A 24707-nucleotide genomic window follows, 5' to 3' on the forward strand; every position below is an offset into this window, starting at 1 on the left:
TTTACCTAGGGGTTAAAACCCAGGATCCCAGTCAACTTCGATCCGTTGAGCTTCACGATCAATTAATTTGATCACTTGCTCATCAATAAAAGGAATCAATCGTTCCTTTTTACCAAAAGCATCTTTCAGGTTGGCTTTGACTACAAGAACATCGTTTGATCCGGTTTCAAAAATGTCGTCAACAACACCAAGCGCATAGCCTTTAGTTGTAACCACTTCCATACCAAACAATTCACGCCAGTAGAACTCATCTTCTGACAGCTCAGGTAGTGCGTCTGCTTTAACTGCAATTTCTAGATTAGTATATGTTTGAGCTTCTTCTCGAACATCTAACCCTTCCAGTTTGCACACCAAACCTTTATGACGTTTCCAGCTTTCAACTGAAAACTCGACCCATTCACCTTTAACTTGGATAAGCCAAGGTTTGTAATCGAAAATACTTTCAGGTTGATCTGTAAAAGAAACTACTTTCAACCATCCACGAATACCATAGGAAGCACCAAACTTACCTACAACAATAACTTCGTCTTGCTTACTCATAAATTCTTTACCTTTAACCAACTAATATTAAGCCGCTTTTTTAGCGTCTTTAACTAGCTTAGCTACACGGTCAGAAAGACCAGCGCCTTGCTCAACCCAGTGGCCAACACGGTCTAGATCTAAACGTAGACCTTCTTCTTGACCTTGTGCTGTAGGGTTAAAGAAACCTACTTTCTCAATGTAACGACCAGTTGCTTTGAAACGGCTGTCCGCTACAACGATTTGATAGAATGGACGCTTCTTAGCGCCGTGACGTGCCAAACGAATGGTAACCATATCGTCCTCTTTTGCTTTGTATAAAAATTAAATTGGCCCAAAAAAATCAATTTTTGAGCCCTCGTGCCAAAATAAAGCCCCGGAATTTTACTCTTATAGAGTTTCAATGCAAGGGATTTAGTTACTTTTTCACCAATTATTTTTGTAATTGATGAAAAAATTGGTTTAAAAAAGTGCGCCAGGTTAAGTTTTTCAACAAATTAACTTGCCGCCCTTAATTATATATCTTTTTAGATACTACTGATTGTATTAGTTTTTTAGCGACCAAAGCCACCCATTCCGCCCATACCACCCATCATACCTTGCATATTACGCATCATGCCTTTCATTCCACCCTTCTGCATTTTCTTCATCATCTTCTGCATTTGGGTGAATTGTTTTAGCATACGGTTTACGTCTTGAACTTGTACACCAGAACCAGCTGCAATACGTTTTTTGCGTGAACCTTTAATGATTTCAGGACGTTGACGCTCTTTCATCGTCATGGAATTAATAATTGCTTCCATTTGATTAAACATTTTGTCATCAACTTTATCTTTCACATCACTTGGTAGCTGAGACATTCCTGGAAGCTTATCCATCATGCCCATCATGCCGCCCATATTTTTCATCTGACCAAGCTGCTCACGGAAATCTTCTAAATCAAAGCCTTTTTTCTCTTTGAATTTTTTAGCCAGTTTCTCTGCTTTTTCTTTATCTACGTTCTTTTCAAGATCTTCAATTAAAGAAAGAACATCACCCATACCTAAAATTCGAGAAGCAATACGTTCTGGGTGGAACGGTTCTAATGCGTCAGTTTTTTCACCAACACCTAAGAATTTAACTGGTTTACCTGTAATATGACGAACTGATAATGCAGCACCACCACGAGCATCACCATCCACTTTCGTTAAGATAACACCAGTTAGAGGTAAAGCATCACCAAACGCTTTTGCTGTATTTGCCGCATCTTGACCTGTCATTGCATCAACAACAAACAGAGTTTCAATCGGGTTTACATGCGCATGAAGTTGTTTAATCTCATCCATCATTTCGGTATCAACAGCCAAACGGCCTGCTGTATCGACAATAACAACATCAAAAAACTTCAGTTTTGCGTGGCTAATCGCCGCATCAACAATATCAATAGGCTTTTGATCTGCACTAGATGGGAAGAAATCAACATCCACATCAGTAGCTAAAGTTTCTAACTGTTTGATCGCCGCAGGACGATAAACATCGGCAGAAACAACTAATACTTTTTTCTTATCGCGCTCTTTTAATAATTTAGCTAATTTACCCGTACTGGTCGTTTTACCTGCACCTTGTAAACCAGCCATTAAAATAACAGCAGGTGGCTGACAAGCTAAGTTTAGGGCTTCGTTAGAATCCCCCATAACCGCTTCTAGTTCAGCTTGAACAATTTTTATGAACTCTTGGCCTGGCGTTAAGCTTTTTGATACTTCAACACCAACCGCACCTTCTTTTACGCGTTTTACAAAATCACGAACCACTGGTAAAGCTACGTCAGCTTCCAGTAACGCCATACGAACTTCACGTAGCGTTTCTTTAATGTTGTCTTCTGTTAATCGACCTTTACCACTGATATTTTTCAGTGTTCTGGATAGTCTATCCGTTAAATTATCAAACATATTCCTGCGCCTACTTTGCGACCATTAAACGATTATACCTAAATCTTGGGCGTAATAATGAAAATTTTTTAACCAAACTGAATCACACCTACCGAGATTGTCCTGTAGAGGGTATAATCAAGATGTTGATAAACTAGGTGATCAGTAAATTATGGATACCATTACAGCAATCGGTGCTGCTCTATCTTACTTTTTTGCATTAGGCTTTGTTATTCCTGGCTTAGCAAGTAAAAATAAAATTCAGACCAAGGTGGTGTTCATTTTTGCATCCCTTGCACTGCTATTGCATGCATGGCAGCTTAAAGAGCTTATTTTAAATACTGCAGGACAAAACCTGAGTATTCTTAATGTAGCCTCTCTTATTAGCTTTATTATATCGCTAGTAATGAGTGCTTCTATGCTTAAGTTTCGAGTATGGTTTATTTTACCCGTAGTTTATAGTTTTTCTGCAATTAACTTATTAGCCGCGACGTTCTTATCAGGGGCGTTTATCACCCACCTTGAGACTCATCCTAGCTTATTAATTCATATATCTTTAGCTTTGTTTGCTTATTCAACATTAATGATCGCGACACTTTATGCTCTTCAACTCGCTTGGCTTGACCATAAACTCAAAAGCAAAAAATCATTAATGTTAAATCCAAACCTTCCTCCATTAATGATGGTCGAACGCCAACTTTTCAAGATCATTCTTGTTGGTTTATTATTATTGACTCTTACATTAATGACTGGCTTCACATTTCTTCAAGATATGTTTGCCCAAGGTAAAGCTCACAAAGCAATACTTTCCTTCATTGCTTGGATTATCTATGCGACATTAACTTGGGGCCATTATCAACGTGGGTGGCGCGGTCAAAAAGCATTATGGTTCAGTTTATCAGGCGCTTTCTTACTTACCCTTGCTTACTTTGGTAGCCGTTTTGTTCAAGAGATTGTGTTAACTTAATTGCGACAATCGCTCACTTTTTGTATTCAAACTTGACAGACGGATTATCAGATTAGATAAATACCTTTTCATTATATCAATCTAAGTAAGCGCTTAGATTGATATTCTCCCTTTAAAATGAGGAACAAGACACTTGGACGATATATCAACCGGTGCCCTATTTACGTTATTAGCTATACTCATTGTTATCTCTGGTTACTTCTCAAGCTCAGAAACGGGCATGATGTCGTTAAACCGCTACCGCCTAAAGCACCTGTCAAATCAGGGGCATAAAGGTGCAAAACGTGTTGAAAAACTACTCAGTCGCCCAGATCGCCTCATTGGCCTTATCCTTATCGGCAATAATCTTGTTAACATTCTAGCTTCTGCAATAGCCACCATCCTTGGTATGCGACTTTATGGTGATCTAGGCGTAGCCATCGCTACCGGTGTATTAACCCTTGTGATTCTTGTCTTTGCAGAAGTAACTCCTAAAACCCTTGCTGCAATGTATCCTGAACGTGTTTCTTATAGCAGTAGTTTAGTCCTTAATGTATTAATGAAGCTGCTTTCTCCACTGGTTATTTTAGTTAACCTAATCACTAACGGTTTCTTAAAAATACTCGGCCTTGATTCAGGACATGACGATAAAGATAAATTAAGCTCGGAAGAGTTAAGAACCGTTGTTCATGAAGCAGGAGGATTAATTCCTCGTCGTCACCAAGATATGCTGATTTCAATACTGGATTTAGAGCACGTTACCGTTAACGATATTATGGTGCCTCGCAGTGAAATTACAGGGATTGATATTAACGATGATTGGAAATCGATTTCACGTCAATTAACTCACTCCCCTCACGGACGTATTGTTTTATATCGAGATCAAATCGATGAAGTGGTTGGGATGCTTCGCTTACGTGAATCTTACCGCTTGATGCTTGAAAAAAATGAATTTACCAAAGAAACACTATTAAGAGCTGCGGATGAAATTTATTTCATTCCAGAGGCGACTCCGCTTAATTCACAATTATTAAAGTTTCAGCGCAATAAAGAACGTATTGGTTTAGTTGTTGATGAATACGGTGATATCCAAGGTTTAATAACATTAGAAGATATTTTGGAAGAAATTGTTGGTGAATTCACTACCTCAATGGCTCCAAGTTTAGCTGAAGAAATTACCCCTCAGCCTGATGGCAGCTTTATGATTGAAGGTAGTGCCAATATTCGAGATATTAATAAAGGCTTGAAATGGGATTTACCAACAGATGGACCAAGAACACTTAATGGTTTAATCCTTGAGCATTTAGAGGAGATCCCTGAAACGGAAATTAGCCTCGAAATTGAACAGCATAATATGGAAATTGTCGCTGTCGAAGAAAACAAGATTAATCTTGTAAAGGTATTTCCAAGTACTGAAGATGATAAATAATTTGTATACCAATACTATCAATGGTTAAAACTGGTATTCAGCTAGAAAAAAGCCCGCTAAAACTGCGGGCTTTTTTTCAAATTAAAACATCAATTAATGATTAGATAATTCTTTTAGCATTGAATCAGATAGTGCAAGTTCATCATTTTTATTTACGCTGATACCTGATGCAAGTACTGTGGTTGCGATTGCTTTTGCTTCATCAAGTGAATGCATTTCATAAGTACCACATTGATACTCATTCAGTTCAGGGATTTTATTTTGTGCTTCTACTTTCAACACATCTTCCATTGATGACACCCATGCATCAGCAACCGCTTGCTCAGCTGGCGTACCGATCAAACTCATATAGAAACCAGTACGACACCCCATTGGCGAGATATCAATAATTTCGACACCGCTACCATTAAGATGGTTACGCATAAAACCTGCGTATAAATGCTCTAGTGTATGAATGCCTTTCTCTGACAGAATATCTTTATTTGGTGCCGTAAAGCGTAAATCAAATACAGTAATTGTATCGCCTTTAGGCGTTTGCATTGTTTTCGCAACACGAACCGCCGGTGCTTCCATACGAGTATGATCTACAGTAAAACTATCTAACAATGGCATATTTTAATCCTTTAAAGTTATAAATGATGGCTTACCACCACCAACGGCTTTGTCTCTCTAGCTCAGCCTTACATTGCTTGAGTTGCCAACCATAAGTTTTGGCTTGAGATTCAACCTTACGAGCTATCTTAATCAATTGTGGTTTATTTTTGTAGCTTTTGCGTTTAAAACCACCGCGACCTTCATGGTACGCCAAATATTGGTTATATGGATCCCACTTAGAGATCCCTAACTGCTTTTGAGAACCATCAGTGTACCAACCGATGAACATGATTGCATCATCAAAGCTACTACGAGAACCGCCACCCGTTTCATCTTCATATTCTCCCCATACAGGGTCCTGAGCTTGTGCGTAACCATAAGCTGAACTTGGACGACTCCATGGTATAAAACCAAGTAGTTTGGTTCTAGGTGGACGCACCGTTGCTCTGAAGCTACTTTCTTGTTTCACAATAGCCATAGCTACATTTATCGGCGTACCATATTCTTCTGTCATATCTTTAGCGTCGTCATACCATCCGCTTTTTTCACGGAAGATATCACATAGATTATCCTGTTTGGTTGGTGGTGCTGTCGCGCACCCTGATAATCCTAATAATGCTATAGCGGTAAGTGGAAGTTTATATTTCATCAATTTTTCTCAAAAAAAAGCACTGCTACCCATAGAATAACAGTGCTAGATATTTCTTCGTAAGTATCACTTCAAATAACTGAAGTATTCTTCTAAATATTCAGAAAAAGAAAGCTTATCATTCGCTTCAATTTCTTTTTGTGCCTGAACTGAACGTTCAACTTCAGCATCTAACTCTTGCTTAGTATAAAAACGATATTGATGAGCTAAGTGTGTTTCACGATGCTCTACCGCCAATTTACAACCAATTACACCGATACCGCCAGCGGCTTTTGTTTCAGCCAATAGACGACCTGAAATCGTTAACTCAGGATCATCAATCATTGCACTTAGGCGTTTATGAGTCTGTTGATAAGCGTCATCACCGTTAACGCGATCCATTTCTTTTGCGATAACCAGCAAATCTTCAAATACTCTTTCAGCCCATGCTTTTTGAGTTAATCGTTCACCTTGGCAACCAATTTTTAGTTCTAACCCTGGCTTACGACCTTTTTCAATGATCTTATTCCAGTTGTCCTTCCAACATGCCATTTCACTGTCATTCATTGGTGCAGAGTCACTTAAAACGGTCCATGTTAAGAACATATCTAAGAAACGAACTTGGTCTTCATTAACACCAATTGGACTATATGGGTTTACATCTAAAGAACGTACCTCAATGTATTCAACACCATCTCTTTCTAGTGCTTCAGATGGTCTTTCACCACTTTTTGCTACTCGTTTTGGACGGATTGGAGCATAAAGCTCATTTTCAATTTGAAGTACATTCGAGTTTAACTGAATGTGTTTATCACCTTCTTTCAAGCCTATTTTAGCGAACTCTTCTGATGGTGTTCGAATGGCTTTATTTAAACCATCAACATATTCATTAACACTGTTCAGGCTAATTTTTAGGTTACTTTGAGCATCATTGGTATAACCAAGATCACTCAAACGCAATGATGTAGCATAAGGCAAGTAATAAGTCTTACCTAAGGACTCGAAGTCCATAGAGGTTTCACGACCTTGAATAAATGAACTACATAATGCAGGTGAAGCACCGAAGAAATACGGAATTAACCAACCAAAACGGTAGTAGTTACGAATTAATGCAAAGTAAGCATCTGATACCGATTCTTTTCTTTGGTCTTCTGATTGTTCACCAAATAATTCATCCCAAAACTCTGTTGAAAATGAAAAATTAAAATGTACACCAGAAATCACTTGCATCACACTACCGTAACGACGCTTTAGGCCTTCACGATAGGTTGTTTTCAGTTTACCTACGTTCGATTCACCGTATTGAGCTAACGTAATATCGTCATCATGCGTAACAAAACATGGCATTGAAAGTGGCCATAGTTTTTCGTCCCCCATGTGAGAAACCGTATAGTGGTGTACATCTTCTAGTTGCTTTAATACGGTATCAACATCATTTGATACTGGAGTAATAAACTCTAATAATGATTCTGCAAAATCTGTTGTGATGTATTTATGTGTTAATGCTGAACCTACGCCTTCTGGATGTGGCTTAGTTGAAAGTGACGCTCCTGGAGTGAATCGAAGCGTTTCTCTTTCAATTCCTCGGCCTGTTTTTTTAAAGGCGTTAGGATTGGAAGCGACTTTCTGTAATCGGTTGATAAATTCGGTCAAAATACAATCTCGCTATTGAGGTAACAACATTATTATGTTGATTTATGTCATGGATACTAACAAATTTTATCGATAGTTGGATACGAAAAAACGGCAATAAATACTACTTATTGCCGCCTTTCTAATTGTTACTACTTTTTCACTGTCATCACTTCAACAGGAATACCTAGTGATTTCAATTTAGGTAATAGTTCTTTTTCATCACCAACAACAACAATTTGATACTGTGCAGGATCGAACCATTTAGCCGCTAATGCGTTCAACTTATCTCGACCTAGCGTCTCAATAAGTTCATTTTGTTCGTCAATGAAATCATTATCCAATGAATACGTCAGTATTTTACCAAGTAAGCGCGCTTTTTGGCTTGGAGTTTCATACTTTAATGCATCTTGTTGCCCTACGGCTAAACGCATAAAATTCAGTTCATCAACTGTCATTCCATCATTTTTGAATTTATTCATTTCAGAAATAAATTCTTTAATTGATTCAACAGTCACATCGGCTCTTACTTGCGCATAAAAAATCGACATTCCGATCTCTTTATTACCCATTAAGTAGCCGCCAGCACCATAAGTGTAGCCTTTATCTTCACGTAGGTTCTGATTAATTCGGCTATTAAAGTTCCCGCCTAAATTAAAATTAGCTAATTGTGTTTGATACAGTTCACCTGTTGCATCAAACGGCATACCTTGTCGAACAAAACGAACGACGCTTTGAGGTGCATTTGGTTTATTGACCAAATAAATTTTTTGCTCATTTAACGTTGGTAAGCGTTGCGGTGCTAAAATTTCAGGTGTTACTCCCTTCCAATCAGATAAAAATGCTAATTTGTTTATCAAATCTGGTTTATTAATATCACCAACTGACACAATTTGAGTACCAATCGGCGTGTAGGTTTGCTTATAGAACGCTTTAACATCCTCTAATGTCAGAGCTTGAACTGATGCTAATGAACCATCTGGCGAGCGATCAAAAATCGTTCCTTTAAACAAGATTTCACGAGTTGCTTGTGATGCTAACCAAGATGGTCTTTGATGTTCATATACAAGCCCTTCAACAGCTTGTTTTTGTAAACGATCAAAATCAGCTTGTTCAAATGCCGGTTTAAATAGCATTTCATTTACAATAGCCAATGTCTGATCGATATTTTTTGTTAATGAAGCAACTGAAATCGTCGTTGTGTAGCTACCCGAATTAAACGATACAGAGCTACCTAGCTTATCAAGTTTCTTTTGCAGCTCCTCAGAAGAAGATGTTGTGGTGCCTTCTTCCATCATAGCAGCAGTTAACGACGCTAACCCTTCTTTCCCTTTAGGTACGTAGCGATTACCTGCTGGAATTGCTATTTGTAATTGAATTGTAGGTGTTTCAATCGCTTCTGTTCCCAGAACTTCAATACCATTGCTTAAATTAGCACGGTAAATATCAGGTGCTTTAGCGGTTACGCCTTTTGATGGTTGAGGCATAATTGAGCGATCAAAATCATCAACAGCTCTACGTACATCTAAACTATTCTCATCAATTTTTTGGTAATCAGGAAGCTCTCGCTTTGGTGTAACAAAATTTGGCTTTTGAACTTCTAGTTGTGTTTTTCCTTTAGGTACAACACTTAACGTAACCTTATATTTGTTAGCCATATAAGTATCAAATGCTTGAGAGACTTTCTCTGGTGTAACCGCTTTTAATTCAGCTAATTGCTTTTCTAACTGATTTGGGTTGCCATAAAAAGTTTCATTAGAAGCAAGTTGAGATACTTTTCCTGAAACCGATTGTAAGCCAAAGATAGCCCCAGCTTCAGCGCTGCCTTGAACTTCTTCTAAATCTGCTTTGGATACACCCTCTTTCTCAAATTTTTCAAGCACATCCATAACTTCTTTATATGCAGTAGCTAGATCGTTATTTTTACCAGAATCGGTCATGGCGTACACATACATGGTACAAGATAACTCAGCACAATCGTGGAAAGCACCAGCATCAACAACTTTTCCAGTTTTCACTAACTCTTGATATAAGAGACTCGTTTTTCCATCACCTAGCAATGTTGCCAGCATATCAAGGCTAGCTTCGGTTTCTTCACCACGATATGTTGTTGGCCAACCAATCATTACCATCGGCTGTTGGATACGATCTTCTAATGTGATGTAGCGATTTTCTTTTAGTGTTACGGGTTGTTTAGGTGCATTCTCAACCTCTGGTCCTCGAGGGATCGAACCAAAGTATTTATTCACCCATTCAAGTGTCTGTTTGCTATCTAAATCACCACCAATGGTAATGACGGCATTATTAGGACCATACCAACGCAAGAAAAAAGCTTTTAGATCATTAACATCAACACGATCTAAGTCCTCTACATAACCTATGGTTTGCCATGAATACGGATGACCTTGTGGGAATAATGCTTCGCCCATTTTTTCATAAATTAAGCCATATGGACGATTATCGTAATTTTGTCCACGTTCGTTTTTAACTGTACTGCGTTGAATTTCAAATTTCTTTTGAGATACCGCATCAATCAAGAAACCCATACGATCAGATTCTAGCCACAACATCTTTTCAAGTTGATTTGCAGGCACGGTTTCAAAATAATTGGTGCGATCACGGTTGGTTGTACCATTTAATGTTCCACCCGCTTCAGTAATAATTTTAAAGTGTTGTTGATCACCCACATTCTCTGAACCTTGGAACATCATATGTTCAAAAAAGTGGGCAAAACCTGATTTACCGATTTCTTCTCGAGCAGAACCGACATGATAAGTCACATCAACATGAACAAGCGGATCAGAGTGGTCTGGACTAAGAATGACAGTCAAACCGTTCTCTAACGTATATTTTTGATAAGGAATAACCGTTGAACCTTCTTTAGGTAAAACTTGCTCAACAAGGGTCACCCCTTTTGGTAAATCAGTCGTTTTCGGGGCTTCAAATTCAGATTTACTGCAACCAGCAAGCGCCAAAACAATTGAAAGGCCTAATATTTTTTTCATTCTTATATCCTATAAAATCCCGTTTACTGCAAGCGATAGCAAGGCATACCGCGCCGCTTTACCAATCCCAATTAAAACAATGCATGGCCAAAATCGCATCCTTAACCACCCAGCAGCTAAACAAAGGGGATCGCCAATGATTGGTAACCAACTAAATAATAATGTCCAATAGCCATATTTTTTAATCCATTGAATGGCTTTATGACCGTGTTTCTGCGAAGAAGTTTTATCAGGAAGTAATAAACCAAGCCAATAGTTTGTTATTCCACCTAATGTATTTCCTAGAGTTGCAACAAAAACAACAAGCCATGTAGAAAAGCTATTTAATTGTAATGTTGCGATTAGACTCGCTTCAGAAGCCCCTGGTAGTAAAGTGGCACTTAAAAAGCCAGAGCTAAATAATACCCATAATGCAGAATCTGCATTAAACCAATCAAACATGATTGAATTTATTCCATTATAAATACTAAGATAACAGCAAGCATAAAATAAAAAAGGGCGCATCAGCACCCTTTTATTGTTAAGTTTTGTTCAAAATTAACCAACTAGCGCAAGAAGTATACCTGCGGCAACAGCAGAACCAAGCACACCAGCTACGTTTGGCCCCATAGCATGCATTAACAAGAAGTTTTGAGGATTAGCCTCAAGGCCAACTTTATTAACCACACGAGCGGCCATTGGAACGGCTGATACGCCTGCCGCACCAATTAATGGGTTAATATCTTCTTTCGAGAACTTATTAAGAACCTTAGCCATAATGACACCACCTGCTGTACCAATACTAAAAGCAACAGCACCAAGAGCTAAAATACCTAATGTTTCTACATTTAAGAAGGTATCCGCTTTTAGCTTAGATCCAACACCTAACCCTAAGAAGATCGTAACAATATTAATTAATTCATTTTGAGCTGTACTTGATAAACGATCAACCACACCAGACTCTTTCATTAAATTGCCTAAACAAAACATACCGACAAGTGGCGTCGCCGATGGCAAAAATAAAATAGTCATTAGTAATACGGCTAATGGGAATAATATCTTCTCTGCTTTACCAACATGACGCAGTTGAGCCATTTTAATTTGGCGCTCTTCTGGCGTAGTGAGTGCTTTCATAATTGGTGGCTGAATAATAGGAACTAATGCCATGTAACTATATGCAGCAACCGCTATCGCACCTAATAGGTCTGGTGATAACTGACTCGACAAAAAGATTGCCGTAGGACCATCAGCACCACCGATAATAGCAATAGAAGAAGCATCCGCTAACGTAAACTCCATTCCCGGCACATAGTTAAGTAAAATTGCACCAAACAACGTAGCAAAAATACCTACTTGAGCAGCAGCACCTAGCCATAGTGTTTTAGGGTTAGCAATTAGAGCTCCAAAATCAGTCATCGCTCCTACGCCCATAAAGATAAGTAACGGGAATATTCCTGTTTCAATCCCTACGTAATAAACGTAATAAAGCAATCCACCTGGGTCTGTAAATCCGGCATTAGGGATATTTGCTAAAATTGCACCAAAACCAATAGGTAATAATAATAGTGGCTCAAACCCTTTTTTAATCGCTAAAAAGAGTAGACCACAACCAACAGCCATCATAATAAGTTGCTCAAACTTAAAATTGGCAATGGCTGTTTCATTCCATAATGTTAATAAACCATCCATGTTTTATACCTACATCTACGCTAAAGAAAGTAATGGCGTACCAACAGTCACTGCATCACCTTCTTTAGTTAAAATATCTTGCACTGTACCACTACGTGAAGCTTTGATTTCTGTTTCCATTTTCATTGCTTCAAGAATAAGTAATACATCACCTTCAACAACTTCTGCACCTGCTTGCACTAATACCTTAAAGATATTACCAGCCAATGGTGCATCAACAGACTCAGCATCCATTGCAGAAAGTTGAGGTGATTGAACTGGAGCAGCTTGCGCTGAAATTTGTTCAACAGAAGAGATAACTCCTTGAGGGCCAACTTCAACGTTATATACTTGCCCGTCCACTTTTACGCTATAGGCTTCAACACTTCCTTTAGCTGCAGAGACTTTGACCTCTTCCTTCTCTGCTTCTTTTTCAGTACCTGGAGCAGGTTCAAATGCATCTGGGTTATTACGGTTTTTAAGAAATTTCAACCCAACTTGAGGGAATAATGCATAAGTTAAAACATCATCAACCTGTTGCTCAGCAAGTTCAATATTCTCTTCTTTCGCTTTTTCCAGTAACTCATCAGTTAATGTATGAAGTTCAGCTTTCAGGAGATCTGCTGGACGACAAGTTACCGCTTCTTTACCATCAAGAACTCGAGCTTGTAACTCAGCATTAACCTCTGCAGGGGCTGCACCGTATTCCCCTTTCAGTACACCAGCTGTTTCTTTTGTTATGCTCTTATAACGCTCTCCGGTAAGAACGTTAATCACCGCTTGTGTACCCACAATTTGAGAAGTTGGTGTTACAAGTGGAATATAACCAAGATCCTCACGAACTTTAGGGATCTCTGCTAAAACTTCATCCATCTTATCAGCAGCACCTTGCTCTTTAAGTTGGCTTTCCATATTAGTCAGCATGCCACCCGGAACTTGAGCAATAAGAATTCGTGAATCAACCCCTTTTAGTTGACCTTCAAATTTTGCATATTTCTTACGAACTTCTCGGAAATAACTAGCAATAGGTGCTAATTGATCTAATTTCAGATTAGTATCACGTCCGGTTTCTTCTAACATAGCAACAACAGTTTCTGTTGGTGTATGCCCATAAGTTTGACTCATCGAAGAAATAGCCGTATCAAGAATATCAATGCCAGCTTCTACAGCTTTAATTGCTGTTGCGGTAGAAAGCCCAGTTGTTGCATGACTATGCAGAGCTAGAGGGACATCACAAGACGCCTTAATTCGAGTGATTAACTCTTCAGCTTCATAAGGCTTAAGCAAACCTGACATGTCTTTTATACATAGAGAGTGACAACCTAAATCTTCTAGACGTTTGGCTAAATCGACCCAAGTATCAGTATTATGAACAGGGCTTGTTGTGTATGAAAGCGTACCTTGTGCATGAGCCCCCACGTCGATTGTCGCTTTTACCGCTTTTTGAAAGTTTCTTACATCGTTCATTGCATCAAAAATACGGAATACATCCATTCCATTTGCATGTGCTCGTTCAACAAACTTCTCAACCACATCATCGGCATAGTGACGATAACCTAATAAGTTTTGACCACGTAGAAGCATTTGCATTGGTGTATTTGGCATGGCTTTTTTTAATAGTCGTAAACGCTCCCACGGATCTTCTCCTAGATAACGAATACAAGAATCAAATGTTGCGCCTCCCCAAGTTTCTAGAGACCAATAACCAATTTTATCCAACTGTTCTGCAATCGGTAACATATCTTCAACACGCATACGTGTTGCAAATAGTGATTGATGGGCGTCACGAAGTACCACATCAGTGATAGAAAGTGGTTTAGACATGCTTACAAACTCCTTGTAATAATTTTCCTAAAACAGTTATTTATTCTTTTCGCGGTGTAATTTAACCGCAGCAGAAATTGCAGCAATTATCTGAGGCTGCACTGTTGTTTGATCGGGATTCTGAACTTTTTGAACAGCTAATGCTTGCTTTGGAGGTAGCTCCACAGGCAATAGTTTTGACATGAGTTGAACTAGATAAACTAGGATGGTTAGGAACGCAAACACAACGCACATACCTGTAAGCATGAGCGTAGCTGCTTCCCATAATAGACTTCCAATGTCTGTCATCTTGCTTCCCTTTTGATGATAGTGACAATGTAAAATTTAGTATGATATTCATACCAATCCACATAAATATTTGATCATTCTTGCTTGTTAAAATCGATTATAGCTACGTTATAAATTTTATAATTAGATCCACTAGTTACTACAATTTATGCCTTGCTCTAATCGATTTTTCCTACGCAATTATCCGATCAACTACTTATCCGGATTGGTATTATACAAAAATGGTTCTTTTATTCTAAAAAGAAGGATCAATTATCTCGTCATGAATATATTTGTCAAATATGAATCAACGAAATCTTTTTAAAAAAGAAGATCATGGCGAGTTATATCCATACACTGCCACTTTTCTCTTTAAAATAACCTGATTACAATCAAGTTACCTAACAATAACGAATAAATCAATCGATTTAAAAACAACCAATTTGATTAACTACTTATCTTTCAGACATAAAAAAACCCGATCAAATGATCGGGTTCTTTTAAAGAATGGTGCGCCAGAGAGGATTCGAACCTCTGACCGCCTGGTTCGTAGCCAGGTACTCTATCCAGCTGAGCTACTAGCGCACAGAATTCTGATTGTCTTTGTAATCTTTTATTGTCGCCAACAAATGACTACAAAAAGAAATAATGGTGCGCCAGAGAGGATTCGAACCTCTGACCGCCTGGTTCGTAGCCAGGTACTCTATCCAGCTGAGCTACTAGCGCACACTTTAATTCTGATTGTCTTTGTAATCTTTTATTGTCACCAATAAATGACTACAAAAAGAAATAATGGTGCGCCAGAGAGGATTCGAACCTCTGACCGCCTGGTTCGTAGCCAGGTACTCTATCCAGCTGAGCTACTAGCGCACACTAAATCTTTTGTATCGCTGCTGATTAATATCAACAACAATAAATAATGGCGGTGAAGGAGGGATTCGAACCCTCGATACGGGATAAACCGTATACTCCCTTAGCAGGGGAGCGCCTTCAGCCTCTCGGCCACCTCACCGTCTTGTTTTTCTGATAGAAATTCTATCAATTAAATTAATGGTGCGCCAGAGAGGATTCGAACCTCTGACCGCCTGGTTCGTAGCCAGGTACTCTATCCAGCTGAGCTACTAGCGCACAATAATTCTTTTGTGTTTTTGCTGATAATAAATATCAACATAAACAAATAATGGCGGTGAAGGAGGGATTCGAACCCTCGATACGGGATAAACCGTATACTCCCTTAGCAGGGGAGCGCCTTCAGCCTCTCGGCCACCTCACCGTCTTGAGGAGGCACATATTACGGTTTACCAAAAATATGTCAATCACTTCTTAGTAAAAAATAACGCTTTTTCGTTTAACCGTCTATGAAACGACCAAAATGGATAAAAATAAAACGTTATACCGAACTTGTGTCTCTTATTTTGTTCATTTTTATCAATAAGTAAAAGACAAAAACAAACAAGGCTGACAATGCCAGCCTATATTCATACGAAATTAAAAGTTGCCTTGCGAAGCCGCAGGTGTACCTTTTTCCGCTTGAATGCGCATATAAATCTCTTCACGGTGAACAGATACTTCTTTAGGTGCATTTACACCAATACGTACTTGGTTGCCTTTAACGCCTAGTACAGTAACTGTTACTTCGTCACCAATCATCAGAGTTTCACCTACACGGCGAGTCAAAATTAGCATTCGAATGCTCCTTGAGTTATCTCAGTATTATAATAAATGTATGTATCGTCCGTTATCGCTTATTTTCATAAACGTCTTTGCTCAAGAAACAGCGACCAAAAGATCATTATCTTGTGATTGCTCTGTAATAACAAACGTTTTATGTAAAATTTCGGCCGCTCGGTGTAAATCAGCTTGATTTACGATAACCGACACACTTTTTGGCTCAATATCATATTGATGAACATCAATATCATTTGCCAATAGTTGATTGCAAGCAGACTCTGCCATCCCTTCAACATTATCTCCGACTAACGTCAGAATTGATAAGCTACTAATATTGCGTATTTTAGTATTAAATGCCAGCTTCAATTGTAAAAAAGTCGCTTTAGGTACAACAATTTGAAAACAATCACATCTTTCATTTAACACCCTATACTGTTTATAGAGTTCTGCTTGCTCTTCGGTTGAAATATTCTCACATTCAACCAAAGATAAATCTTGTTTTAGTGCTAATCCAGTTACAGCTAAAGGCTGTTTTGGATTCTCACAAATTAGCGTCCCTTCGCCATCCTCAAACGAGGACAATACTCTCAATGCCACCGATGAATTCCAAGCATGAGCAACCGAATGCTCTTGAAGAACTTTGGCACCAGATTTCGCTAATGCGTGCATATCAGAAAAAGAGACTTCTTCTAAACGACGCGTATTAGATACAAAACGAGGATCTGAGGTATATACCCCATCAACATCAGTAAAAATCTGACACTCATCTGCATCTAGTGCAGCGGCAAGTGCTACTGCTGTGGTATCAGAACCACCTCGACCTAATGTAGTGATATTACCTTGATCATCTCGACCTTGGAAACCCGCAACAATAACAACATACCCCTTATCAACCCATTGAGTGATAAGGTTCGTCTCAATATGCTTAATTGTCGCATCATTGAATGAATTATTAGTATGAATTCCTGCTTGGTCGGCGGTTAATGATATTGCTTTTATGCCCTTTTGATTTAAAGACATTGCCAATAATGCAATAGAAACTTGCTCACCAGCTGAAAGTAACATATCCAATTCACGAGGCTCAGGTACCTCACTTATTTGATTTGCTAAATGCAGTAGTCGATTTGTTTCTCCAGCCATGGCAGAAACCGCAACAACGACATCATGCCCTTGTTGCAGTGTTGATATGATACGTTCGGAAACAGATTGGATCCGTTCAACGGATCCAACTGATGTACCACCATACTTTTGTACGATTAATGCCACTGATACGACCTATTACAGACGCTCAGTTAGCCAAGCTTCAACAGAAGCAAGTGCATTTGGTAATGCTTCAGCATCAGTACCGCCAGCTTGAGCCATATCTGGACGACCGCCGCCTTTACCACCAACTTGCTGTGCAACCATATTCACTAATTCACCCGCTTTAACTTGGCCAATAAGATCTTTTGTTACACCAGCAATTAAACCAACTTTACCTTCGCTAACATTACCTAACATGATAATACCGCTACCAATTTGGTTCTTAAGTTCATCAACCATACCACGAAGTGCTTTATTGTCAGCACCATCTAATTGAGCAACAAGCACTTTTGTTCCTGCAATTTCTTGTACTTTATTGATAAGACTAGCACTCTCTTGAGACGCTAATTTATCTTTAAGTTGTTGAATTTCTTTTTCAAGTTGTTTTGCTTTTGATGCTGCTTCGTTCAGCTTTTTATCTGCCGCTTTTTGTTGAGCTTCGATTGCATCTAGTGCAGCCTCACCTGTAACCGCTTCAATACGACGGATACCTGCAGCAATACCACCTTCTGATGTGATCTTAAATAGACCAATATCACCAGTGCTTGATGCGTGAATACCACCACATAATTCAGTTGAGAACTCTCCCATAGAAAGAACACGAACTTCATCATCGTATTTTTCACCAAATAGAGCCATTGCGCCTTTTTCTTTCGCCGCATCGATATCCATTAGGTCGGTTTCAATGGTGTGGTTTAAACGAATTTGTTGGTTAACAATACGTTCAACCTGACGCAATTCTTCAGCTTTAACCGCTTCAAGGTGTGAAAAGTCAAAACGTAGGTTTTCAGCTTTAACTAACGACCCTTTTTGCGTTACGTGCTCGCCTAGTACTTGACGAAGTGCTGCGTGTAATAAGTGCGTTGCTGAGTGGTTCAAGATAATTGCAGCACGACGAGTCTCATCAACTTGAGCCATCGCATGATCTGCTTTAGATAGAACACCTTCAACCAATTTACCATGGTGACCGATTGCATTACCGATCTTATGTGTATCTGTAACAACAAACTTACCCGTTTCAACTGTGATAATACCAGCATCACCACATTGACCACCTGACTCAGCATAGAAAGGCGTTTGATCTAAGATAAGAATCGCTTCATCGCCTGCTGATAAGGCATCAACTTCTTCGCCTTCACGGAATAATGCAATAACTGATGCTTTTGCTTCTGTAGAGTCATAACCATGGAATACGGTTTCAGATTCTACTTTAATTACCGCATTGTAATCAGTACCGAATTGGCCAGCTTCACGAGCACGTTGACGTTGCTCTTCCATCGCCTTTTCAAAACCATCTTCATCGATAGTTAAATCACGCTCACGTGCCACATCGTTGGTTAAGTCAGCTGGGAATCCGTATGTGTCATACAGTTTAAATACAGTTTCACCATCAAGCACAGTACCTTCAAGGTTATCTAATGCTTCATTTAGAAGTGCCATACCACGCTCAAGAGTACGACCAAAGTTTTCTTCTTCAATCTTAAGTACTTTTTCAACAAGCGCTTGTTGTTTTTTCAGTTCTTCACCTGCTGTACCCATAATTTCAGCTAATGGGCCAACCAGTTTATAGAAGTAAGAACCTTTCGCGCCTAACTTGTTACCATGACGTACTGCACGACGAATAATACGACGTAGCACATAACCACGACCTTCATTCGATGGCATAACGCCGTCAACGATTAGGTATGAACAAGAACGAATATGGTCAGCTACTACACGTAAAGATTGGTTTGATAAATCATCGTAACCAATTACTTTTGCCGCTTCTTTAATTAGTGTTTGGAAAATATCGATTTCGTAGTTTGAGTGAACACCTTGCATAATTGCCGCAATACGTTCAATACCCATACCAGTATCAACAGAAGGTTTTGGTAAAGGCTCCATCGTGCCATCAGCATGACGGTTAAACTGCATAAATACGTTATTCCAGATCTCGATAAAACGGTCACCATCTTCTTCAGGCGTACCTGGACGGCCACCCCAAATGTGCTCACCGTGATCGTAAAAAATCTCTGTACAAGGACCACAAGGACCTGTGTCCCCCATCTGCCAGAAGTTATCTGAAGCATATGGTGCGCCTTTATTATCGCCAATACGTACGATGCGATCCGCTGGAATACCCATTTCTTTATTCCAGATTTCAAATGCTTCGTCATCAGTTTCATAAACAGTAACTAATAGACGATCAGCAGGTAGCTCTAGACGTTCTGTTAAGAATTCCCATGCGTATTTAATAGCATCTTGCTTAAAGTAATCACCAAAGCTGAAGTTACCTAACATTTCAAAGAATGTATGGTGACGAGCAGTGAAACCAACATTTTCTAAATCGTTGTGCTTACCACCAGCGCGAACACAACGTTGAGCTGTTGTTGCACGAGTATAGTTACGCTTCTCTGAACCTAAGAAACAATCTTTAAATTGGTTCATACCGGCGTTAGTAAACAGAAGAGTTGGATCATTTGCTGGAACTAGAGAAGAACTCTCAACAATTTGGTGTCCTTTGCTTTCAAAAAAAGCAAGGAACGCACGGCGGATCTCGTCAGTGCTCATATACATGTGGATATTCCTGATTGAATCGTAGTTTAACTCACTCTTGTACTCATTAGGACAAGCAGTGTTTTTTAGACAGAATTTCGCACATTGTATACGCAAATGAGAGTGAAATATAGATAAGTACAACGATCAAATGAGGAATAAGGAAGGATTTAAAGAAACGTCTTAAGAATACAAATAGCTAGATATAAAAAAGCCAAACACTAAGGTTTGGCTTTTAAAAAATATTATTGGAAAACTATAGCTTAAAACTCTTCGTTTTCTTCAATTTCTGGAGCGGCATCAGTCTCTGGCTTTTCTTCTGCTGGAGTCAGTAGCATTTCACGTAATTTCTTATCTAGCTCTGCTGCTACTTCAGTATTCTCACGCATGAATTTTGATGCGTTTGCTTTACCTTGACCAATCTTATCACCGTTGTAGCTGTACCATGCACCCGCTTTATCAACCAACTTATGTTTAACACCTAAGTCAATTAATTCGCCTTCACGGTTAAAGCCTTGACCGTACATGATTTGAGTTTCAGCTTGTTTAAACGGTGCTGCAATTTTGTTTTTAACCACTTTAATACGAGTTTCGTTACCAACAACTTCATCACCATCTTTTACTGCGCCTGTACGGCGAATATCAAGGCGAACTGATGCATAGAACTTAAGTGCATTACCACCAGTTGTTGTTTCTGGGTTACCAAACATTACACCAATCTTCATACGAATTTGGTTAATGAAGATTGCCATACAGTTTGACTGCTTTAGGTTACCCGTTAATTTACGCATTGCTTGAGAAAGCATACGAGCTTGAAGACCCATGTGGCTATCGCCCATTTCACCTTCAATTTCAGCTTTTGGTGTTAGTGCTGCAACGGAGTCAATTACCATTACATCAACAGCGCCAGAACGTGCTAACGCATCACAGATTTCTAAAGCTTGCTCACCCGTATCAGGCTGAGAAACTAATAATTCATCAATATTAACGCCAAGTTTTTTAGCGTATACAGGATCTAGAGCGTGCTCAGCATCAATAAAGGCACATGTTTTACCTTCACGTTGCGCAGCTGCAATCAATTCTAGAGTCAGTGTTGTTTTACCCGAACTCTCAGGGCCAAAAATCTCAACGATACGACCCATTGGTAAACCACCAGCGCCTAGAGCAATATCAAGAGATAAAGAACCAGTAGACACAGTTTCAACATCCATTGTGCGGTTGTCGCCCAATTTCATGATTGAACCTTTACCAAATTGTTTTTCAATTTGACCTAATGCGGCGGCCAGTGCTTTTTTCTTGTTATCGTCCATTTGATTCTCCAGATTTCTAGATCACTAAATCAGTTAATGACCAGTAGTATACTGTCTATTTGTACAGTGTCTATAGCTTTACTATTTTTTTTCTGATTTTTTCTGAGCAATATCACGACACAATAAACTAACTATTTGAATTAATTAAGCTCTTCTAGGCGATTCTTGATTGTAAGAAATGCAAATTCTATCGCTTTCATTCTAACTTCACGGCGATCACCAGTAAAATACACAGTAGTTTCTTTGGTCCACTCACTTTTATCTGCAAAACCAAAACATACCGTACCTACCGGTTTATCTTTCGTTGCTCCACCAGGACCGGCAATACCACTAATTGATACCGTAATATCTGACTTACTGTTTAATAATGCACCGTCTGCCATCTCTCTTACGACTTCTTCACTAACCGCTCCATAACGTATTAAGGTATCTGGCTTTACCCCTAATGAATCTTGTTTTGCCTCATTACTATAAGTAACAAAACCACGTTCAAACCAAGCTGAACTTCCTGCGTTTTCAGTTGCACAAAATGCAACGCCACCACCAGTGCATGATTCTGAACATGACATCATTTTGCCTTGGTCTACTAATAATTCACCCACTTTTTGTGCTAACTGTATATTTTGCGTCATATCCATTAGATTCTTCCTATCTTAGTTCGAAATTTCTCTATTCTATCTTTGATTGCCGTCTCGATTCACGTATTCTTAGCTGCAAATATATTCTTCACTTATTAGGTCTCGTTGTGGCAACAAAATCAACTGAAAAACATACCCCAATGATGCAACAGTATTTGCGTTTAAAATCTGAAAACCCTGATATCTTACTGTTCTATCGTATGGGCGATTTCTATGAACTTTTCTATGATGATGCCAAGCGTGCTTCACAGCTTCTTGAAATATCCTTAACCAAACGCGGTTCTTCTGCTGGTGAACCAATACCAATGGCAGGTATTCCTTATCATGCGGTTGAAGGTTATTTAGCCAAATTGGTTCAACAAGGCGAATCCGTTGCTATTTGTGAGCAAATCGGGGATCCAGCGACAAGTAAAGGTCCCGTTGAACGTAAAGTTGTACGTATTGTTACTCCAGGCACCGTAACAGATGAAGCTCTATTGCCAGAAAGATTTGATAACCTTATCGCTGCTATTTATCATCATAAAGGGCAGTTTGGTTATGCTACGCTAGATATCACATCAGGCCGATTCAAGGTATCTGAACCAAATACTGAAGAAGCAATGCTTGCTGAATTACAACGCACTGCACCGACAGAACTATTGTTTAGTGAAGACTTTGAACCTGTTCATCTGCTTGAAAAACGCAATGGCAATCGCCGTCGTCCAGTATGGGAATTTGAACTTGATACTGCAAAACAACAGCTAAATAATCAATTTGGTACTCGTGATTTAGTTGGCTTTGGTGTAGAGAAAGCTGAGTTTGGTCTTTGTGCTGCTGGTTGTTTGATTCAATACGTAAAAGACACGCAAAGAACCACCCTTCCGCACATTCGTTCTATTATTATGGATCATCAAGATGACTCTGTAATTTTAGATGCCGCGACTCGTCGTAATCTAGAAATCACTCAAAACCTTGCAGGTGGTTTTAACCATACCTTAGCCGAGATCTTAGATCATACTTCAACGGCTATGGGCAGCCGCTTACTTAAACGCTGGCTACATCAACCAGTAAGAACCCACGATGTATTAAACCAGCGTCTTGATGCGATTGGTGAGTTAAAAGAGAGTGGCCTATTTGCAGACATAGCACCTCAACTTAAAAACATTGGCGATGTTGAACGTATTCTTGCTCGCCTTGCTTTACGCTCAGCAAGACCACGAGATCTTGCTCGTCTGCGTAATGCATTACAACAATTGCCAGAACTATCTCAAACCACTCAAGAATTTCAACAAAATCACCTATTAACACTTGCTGCATCAGCTCAACCTATTGACTCTATTTGTGAGCTATTAGAACGAGCAATAAAAGAAAATCCACCGGTTGTTATTCGTGATGGTGGGGTTTTAGCTGATGGTTATAACGAAGAGTTAGATCAATGGCGTGATCTGGCTAATGGTGCTACGCAATACTTAGAGAAACTAGAACAAGAAGAACGTGAGCGCCATGACATTGATACCTTAAAGGTAGGTTATAACAACGTACACGGTTTTTATATTCAAATCAGTAAAGGTCAAAGCCACAAAGCACCAGCTCACTATGTACGCCGCCAAACACTTAAAAATGCAGAGCGTTATATTATTCCTGAGCTAAAAGAGCATGAAGATAAAGTACTTAACTCAAAATCAAAAGCACTCGCAATTGAAAAGAGATTATGGGAAGAATTGTTTGATCAACTGCTTCCTCACCTAGAACAATTGCAATCAATGGCGAATGCAATTTCAGAGCTTGATGTATTAAGTAATCTTGCAGAGCGAGCCGATACCTTAAATTACTGCCGTCCACTACTAACCAAAGAAACCGGCATTAATATTGAAGGCGGTCGTCATCCAGTTGTTGAACAAGTAATGAGTGACCCATTCATCGCTAACCCAATAAAGCTGAATCCAGATCGTAAGATGTTGATCATTACCGGTCCAAATATGGGTGGTAAATCCACTTATATGCGTCAAACGGCACTTATTGCATTAATGGCTCATGTTGGTTGTTATGTTCCTGCAGACTCTGCAAAAATTGGAACGTTAGACCGTATTTTTACTCGTATTGGTGCATCAGATGATTTGGCATCAGGTCGTTCAACCTTCATGGTTGAGATGACAGAAACTGCAAATATTCTTCACAATGCGACCAAACACAGCCTTGTCTTAATGGACGAAATTGGGCGAGGTACAAGTACTTATGATGGCTTATCTTTAGCTTGGGCAAGTGCCGAATGGTTAGCAACAAAAATCAATGCCATGACGTTATTTGCAACTCATTACTTCGAACTAACAGAGCTGCCAAATCTATTTACAGGTTTAGCTAACGTACATCTTGATGCTGTTGAACATGGAGATGAAATTGCCTTTATGCACGCGGTTCAAGAAGGTGCTGCCAATAAATCTTATGGCCTTGCTGTTGCTTCTTTAGCTGGCGTACCTAAAAGTGTAATTAAAAAAGCGAAACAAAAATTACAACATTTAGAAAGTGGACAAGTATCAGTTCCTGCAACAAGCACCACGGTAAAAGAAGAACATCAACTCTCTCTTATTCCTGAAATTAGCGAAGTAGAAGAGGCATTAGCTAACGTAAACCCTGACGATCTAACTCCTCGCCAAGCACTTGAAGAGTTATATCGTTTAAAAGCGCTTTTATAAACTTAGTCTAATTCAAGGACAAACACTCTATCCAAATAAGCCTGCTTTTATGTGCTAATGCCGATCGTTTAAGGGACTTGAACGATCCTTTGCAGCCTTCATAATCGGTCTTAAATTTATTTTAAGGCCGATTTTTTATGTCTGAGTTTTCTCGTGAATTACAATTAACTGCAGAATTTCA

General features: G+C 39.2%; 19 protein-coding genes and 6 tRNA genes. 3 read left to right on the forward strand and 22 right to left on the reverse strand.

The genetic code is table 11. The annotated features are described in order from the left end of the window. Positions 1-12 precede the first annotated feature (12 nt). The 3 genes from rimM to ffh all read right to left on the reverse strand — a co-directional run bounded on the left by rimM (position 13) and on the right by ffh (position 2447). The gene (gene rimM, locus HC728_RS18240; RefSeq protein ID WP_005417801.1) at positions 13-540 is read right to left on the reverse strand and encodes a ribosome maturation factor RimM; all 528 of its coding nucleotides are present in this window, start codon (positions 538-540) and stop codon (positions 13-15) included. A gap of 27 nt (positions 541-567) precedes the next feature. Then, positions 568-816, reverse strand: a complete 249-nt coding sequence (rpsP, locus tag HC728_RS18245; protein ID WP_005417799.1) for a 30S ribosomal protein S16 — start codon at positions 814-816, stop codon at positions 568-570. Positions 817-1073: 257 nt separating this feature from the next. Then, positions 1074-2447, reverse strand: a complete 1374-nt coding sequence (gene ffh / locus HC728_RS18250) for a signal recognition particle protein (RefSeq protein ID WP_005417798.1) — start codon at positions 2445-2447, stop codon at positions 1074-1076. A gap of 151 nt (positions 2448-2598) precedes the next feature. Here ffh and HC728_RS18255 point away from each other — a divergent pair, with 151 nt between their 5' ends. Beyond that, entirely contained in the window at positions 2599-3393 is a 795-nt protein-coding gene (locus HC728_RS18255) for an inner membrane protein YpjD (RefSeq protein WP_012533107.1), read from the forward strand. 133 nt (positions 3394-3526) lie between these two features. Then, positions 3527-4801 (forward strand): HlyC/CorC family transporter, encoded by a 1275-nt coding sequence (locus HC728_RS18260; RefSeq protein WP_065622806.1) that lies wholly within the window; start codon positions 3527-3529, stop codon positions 4799-4801. 93 nt (positions 4802-4894) lie between these two features. On the opposite strand, the gene luxS is transcribed toward HC728_RS18260, so the two are convergent. From luxS to HC728_RS18355, 19 genes are all read right to left on the reverse strand, one after another. Further along, complete coding sequence (gene luxS, locus HC728_RS18265) at positions 4895-5413, reverse strand: S-ribosylhomocysteine lyase (protein ID WP_005417795.1); 519 nt, start codon at positions 5411-5413, stop codon at positions 4895-4897. A 31-nt stretch (positions 5414-5444) separates the two neighbouring features. Further along, entirely contained in the window at positions 5445-6044 is a 600-nt protein-coding gene (locus HC728_RS18270; protein WP_190395854.1) for a hypothetical protein, read from the reverse strand. A 66-nt stretch (positions 6045-6110) separates the two neighbouring features. Then, positions 6111-7676 (reverse strand): glutamate--cysteine ligase, encoded by a 1566-nt coding sequence (gene gshA / locus HC728_RS18275; protein ID WP_190395855.1) that lies wholly within the window; start codon positions 7674-7676, stop codon positions 6111-6113. A 131-nt stretch (positions 7677-7807) separates the two neighbouring features. After that, on the reverse strand, positions 7808-10660 hold the full coding sequence (locus tag HC728_RS18280) for a pitrilysin family protein (protein ID WP_065622809.1): 2853 nt from the start codon (positions 10658-10660) through the stop codon (positions 7808-7810). Positions 10661-10669: 9 nt separating this feature from the next. After that, positions 10670-11101, reverse strand: coding sequence for a YqaA family protein (locus HC728_RS18285; RefSeq protein ID WP_012534270.1), 432 nt, complete (start codon positions 11099-11101; stop codon positions 10670-10672). Between the two features lie 96 nt (positions 11102-11197). Further along, the gene (locus HC728_RS18290) at positions 11198-12328 is read right to left on the reverse strand and encodes a sodium ion-translocating decarboxylase subunit beta (protein ID WP_005417780.1); all 1131 of its coding nucleotides are present in this window, start codon (positions 12326-12328) and stop codon (positions 11198-11200) included. Between the two features lie 15 nt (positions 12329-12343). Then, positions 12344-14131, reverse strand: coding sequence for a sodium-extruding oxaloacetate decarboxylase subunit alpha (gene oadA, locus HC728_RS18295; RefSeq protein ID WP_012534125.1), 1788 nt, complete (start codon positions 14129-14131; stop codon positions 12344-12346). 36 nt (positions 14132-14167) lie between these two features. After that, a complete protein-coding gene (locus HC728_RS18300) occupies positions 14168-14419 on the reverse strand; it encodes an oxaloacetate decarboxylase subunit gamma (RefSeq protein WP_005417778.1) in 252 nt (83 codons plus the stop codon). A 487-nt stretch (positions 14420-14906) separates the two neighbouring features. Next, positions 14907-14983, reverse strand: a tRNA-Arg gene (locus tag HC728_RS18305). A gap of 64 nt (positions 14984-15047) precedes the next feature. After that, a tRNA-Arg gene (locus HC728_RS18310) sits at positions 15048-15124 on the reverse strand. 67 nt (positions 15125-15191) lie between these two features. Beyond that, positions 15192-15268, reverse strand: a tRNA-Arg gene (locus tag HC728_RS18315). Positions 15269-15318: 50 nt separating this feature from the next. Then, positions 15319-15410: transfer RNA gene (locus HC728_RS18320), tRNA-Ser, on the reverse strand. A gap of 39 nt (positions 15411-15449) precedes the next feature. Beyond that, a tRNA-Arg gene (locus HC728_RS18325) sits at positions 15450-15526 on the reverse strand. Between the two features lie 53 nt (positions 15527-15579). Further along, positions 15580-15671, reverse strand: a tRNA-Ser gene (locus HC728_RS18330). Between the two features lie 215 nt (positions 15672-15886). Continuing rightward, positions 15887-16084, reverse strand: coding sequence for a carbon storage regulator CsrA (csrA, locus tag HC728_RS18335; protein ID WP_005417777.1), 198 nt, complete (start codon positions 16082-16084; stop codon positions 15887-15889). Between the two features lie 81 nt (positions 16085-16165). Beyond that, a complete protein-coding gene (locus HC728_RS18340; protein ID WP_012533914.1) occupies positions 16166-17335 on the reverse strand; it encodes an aspartate kinase in 1170 nt (389 codons plus the stop codon). 12 nt (positions 17336-17347) lie between these two features. Beyond that, positions 17348-19927: an alanine--tRNA ligase gene (gene alaS / locus HC728_RS18345; protein ID WP_012534314.1), complete on the reverse strand. Its 2580-nt coding sequence runs from the start codon at positions 19925-19927 to the stop codon at positions 17348-17350. A gap of 242 nt (positions 19928-20169) precedes the next feature. Next, positions 20170-21216 (reverse strand): recombinase RecA, encoded by a 1047-nt coding sequence (recA, locus tag HC728_RS18350; protein WP_005417772.1) that lies wholly within the window; start codon positions 21214-21216, stop codon positions 20170-20172. Positions 21217-21356: 140 nt separating this feature from the next. Next, complete coding sequence (locus tag HC728_RS18355; protein ID WP_017020212.1) at positions 21357-21854, reverse strand: CinA family protein; 498 nt, start codon at positions 21852-21854, stop codon at positions 21357-21359. 140 nt (positions 21855-21994) lie between these two features. Here HC728_RS18355 and mutS point away from each other — a divergent pair, with 140 nt between their 5' ends. Further along, on the forward strand, positions 21995-24526 hold the full coding sequence (gene mutS, locus HC728_RS18360) for a DNA mismatch repair protein MutS (RefSeq protein WP_065624843.1): 2532 nt from the start codon (positions 21995-21997) through the stop codon (positions 24524-24526). Positions 24527-24707: the final 181 nt, after the last annotated feature.

Source organism: Aliivibrio sp. S10_S31, assembly GCF_014694495.1.
GTDB lineage: Bacteria > Pseudomonadota > Gammaproteobacteria > Enterobacterales > Vibrionaceae > Aliivibrio > Aliivibrio fischeri.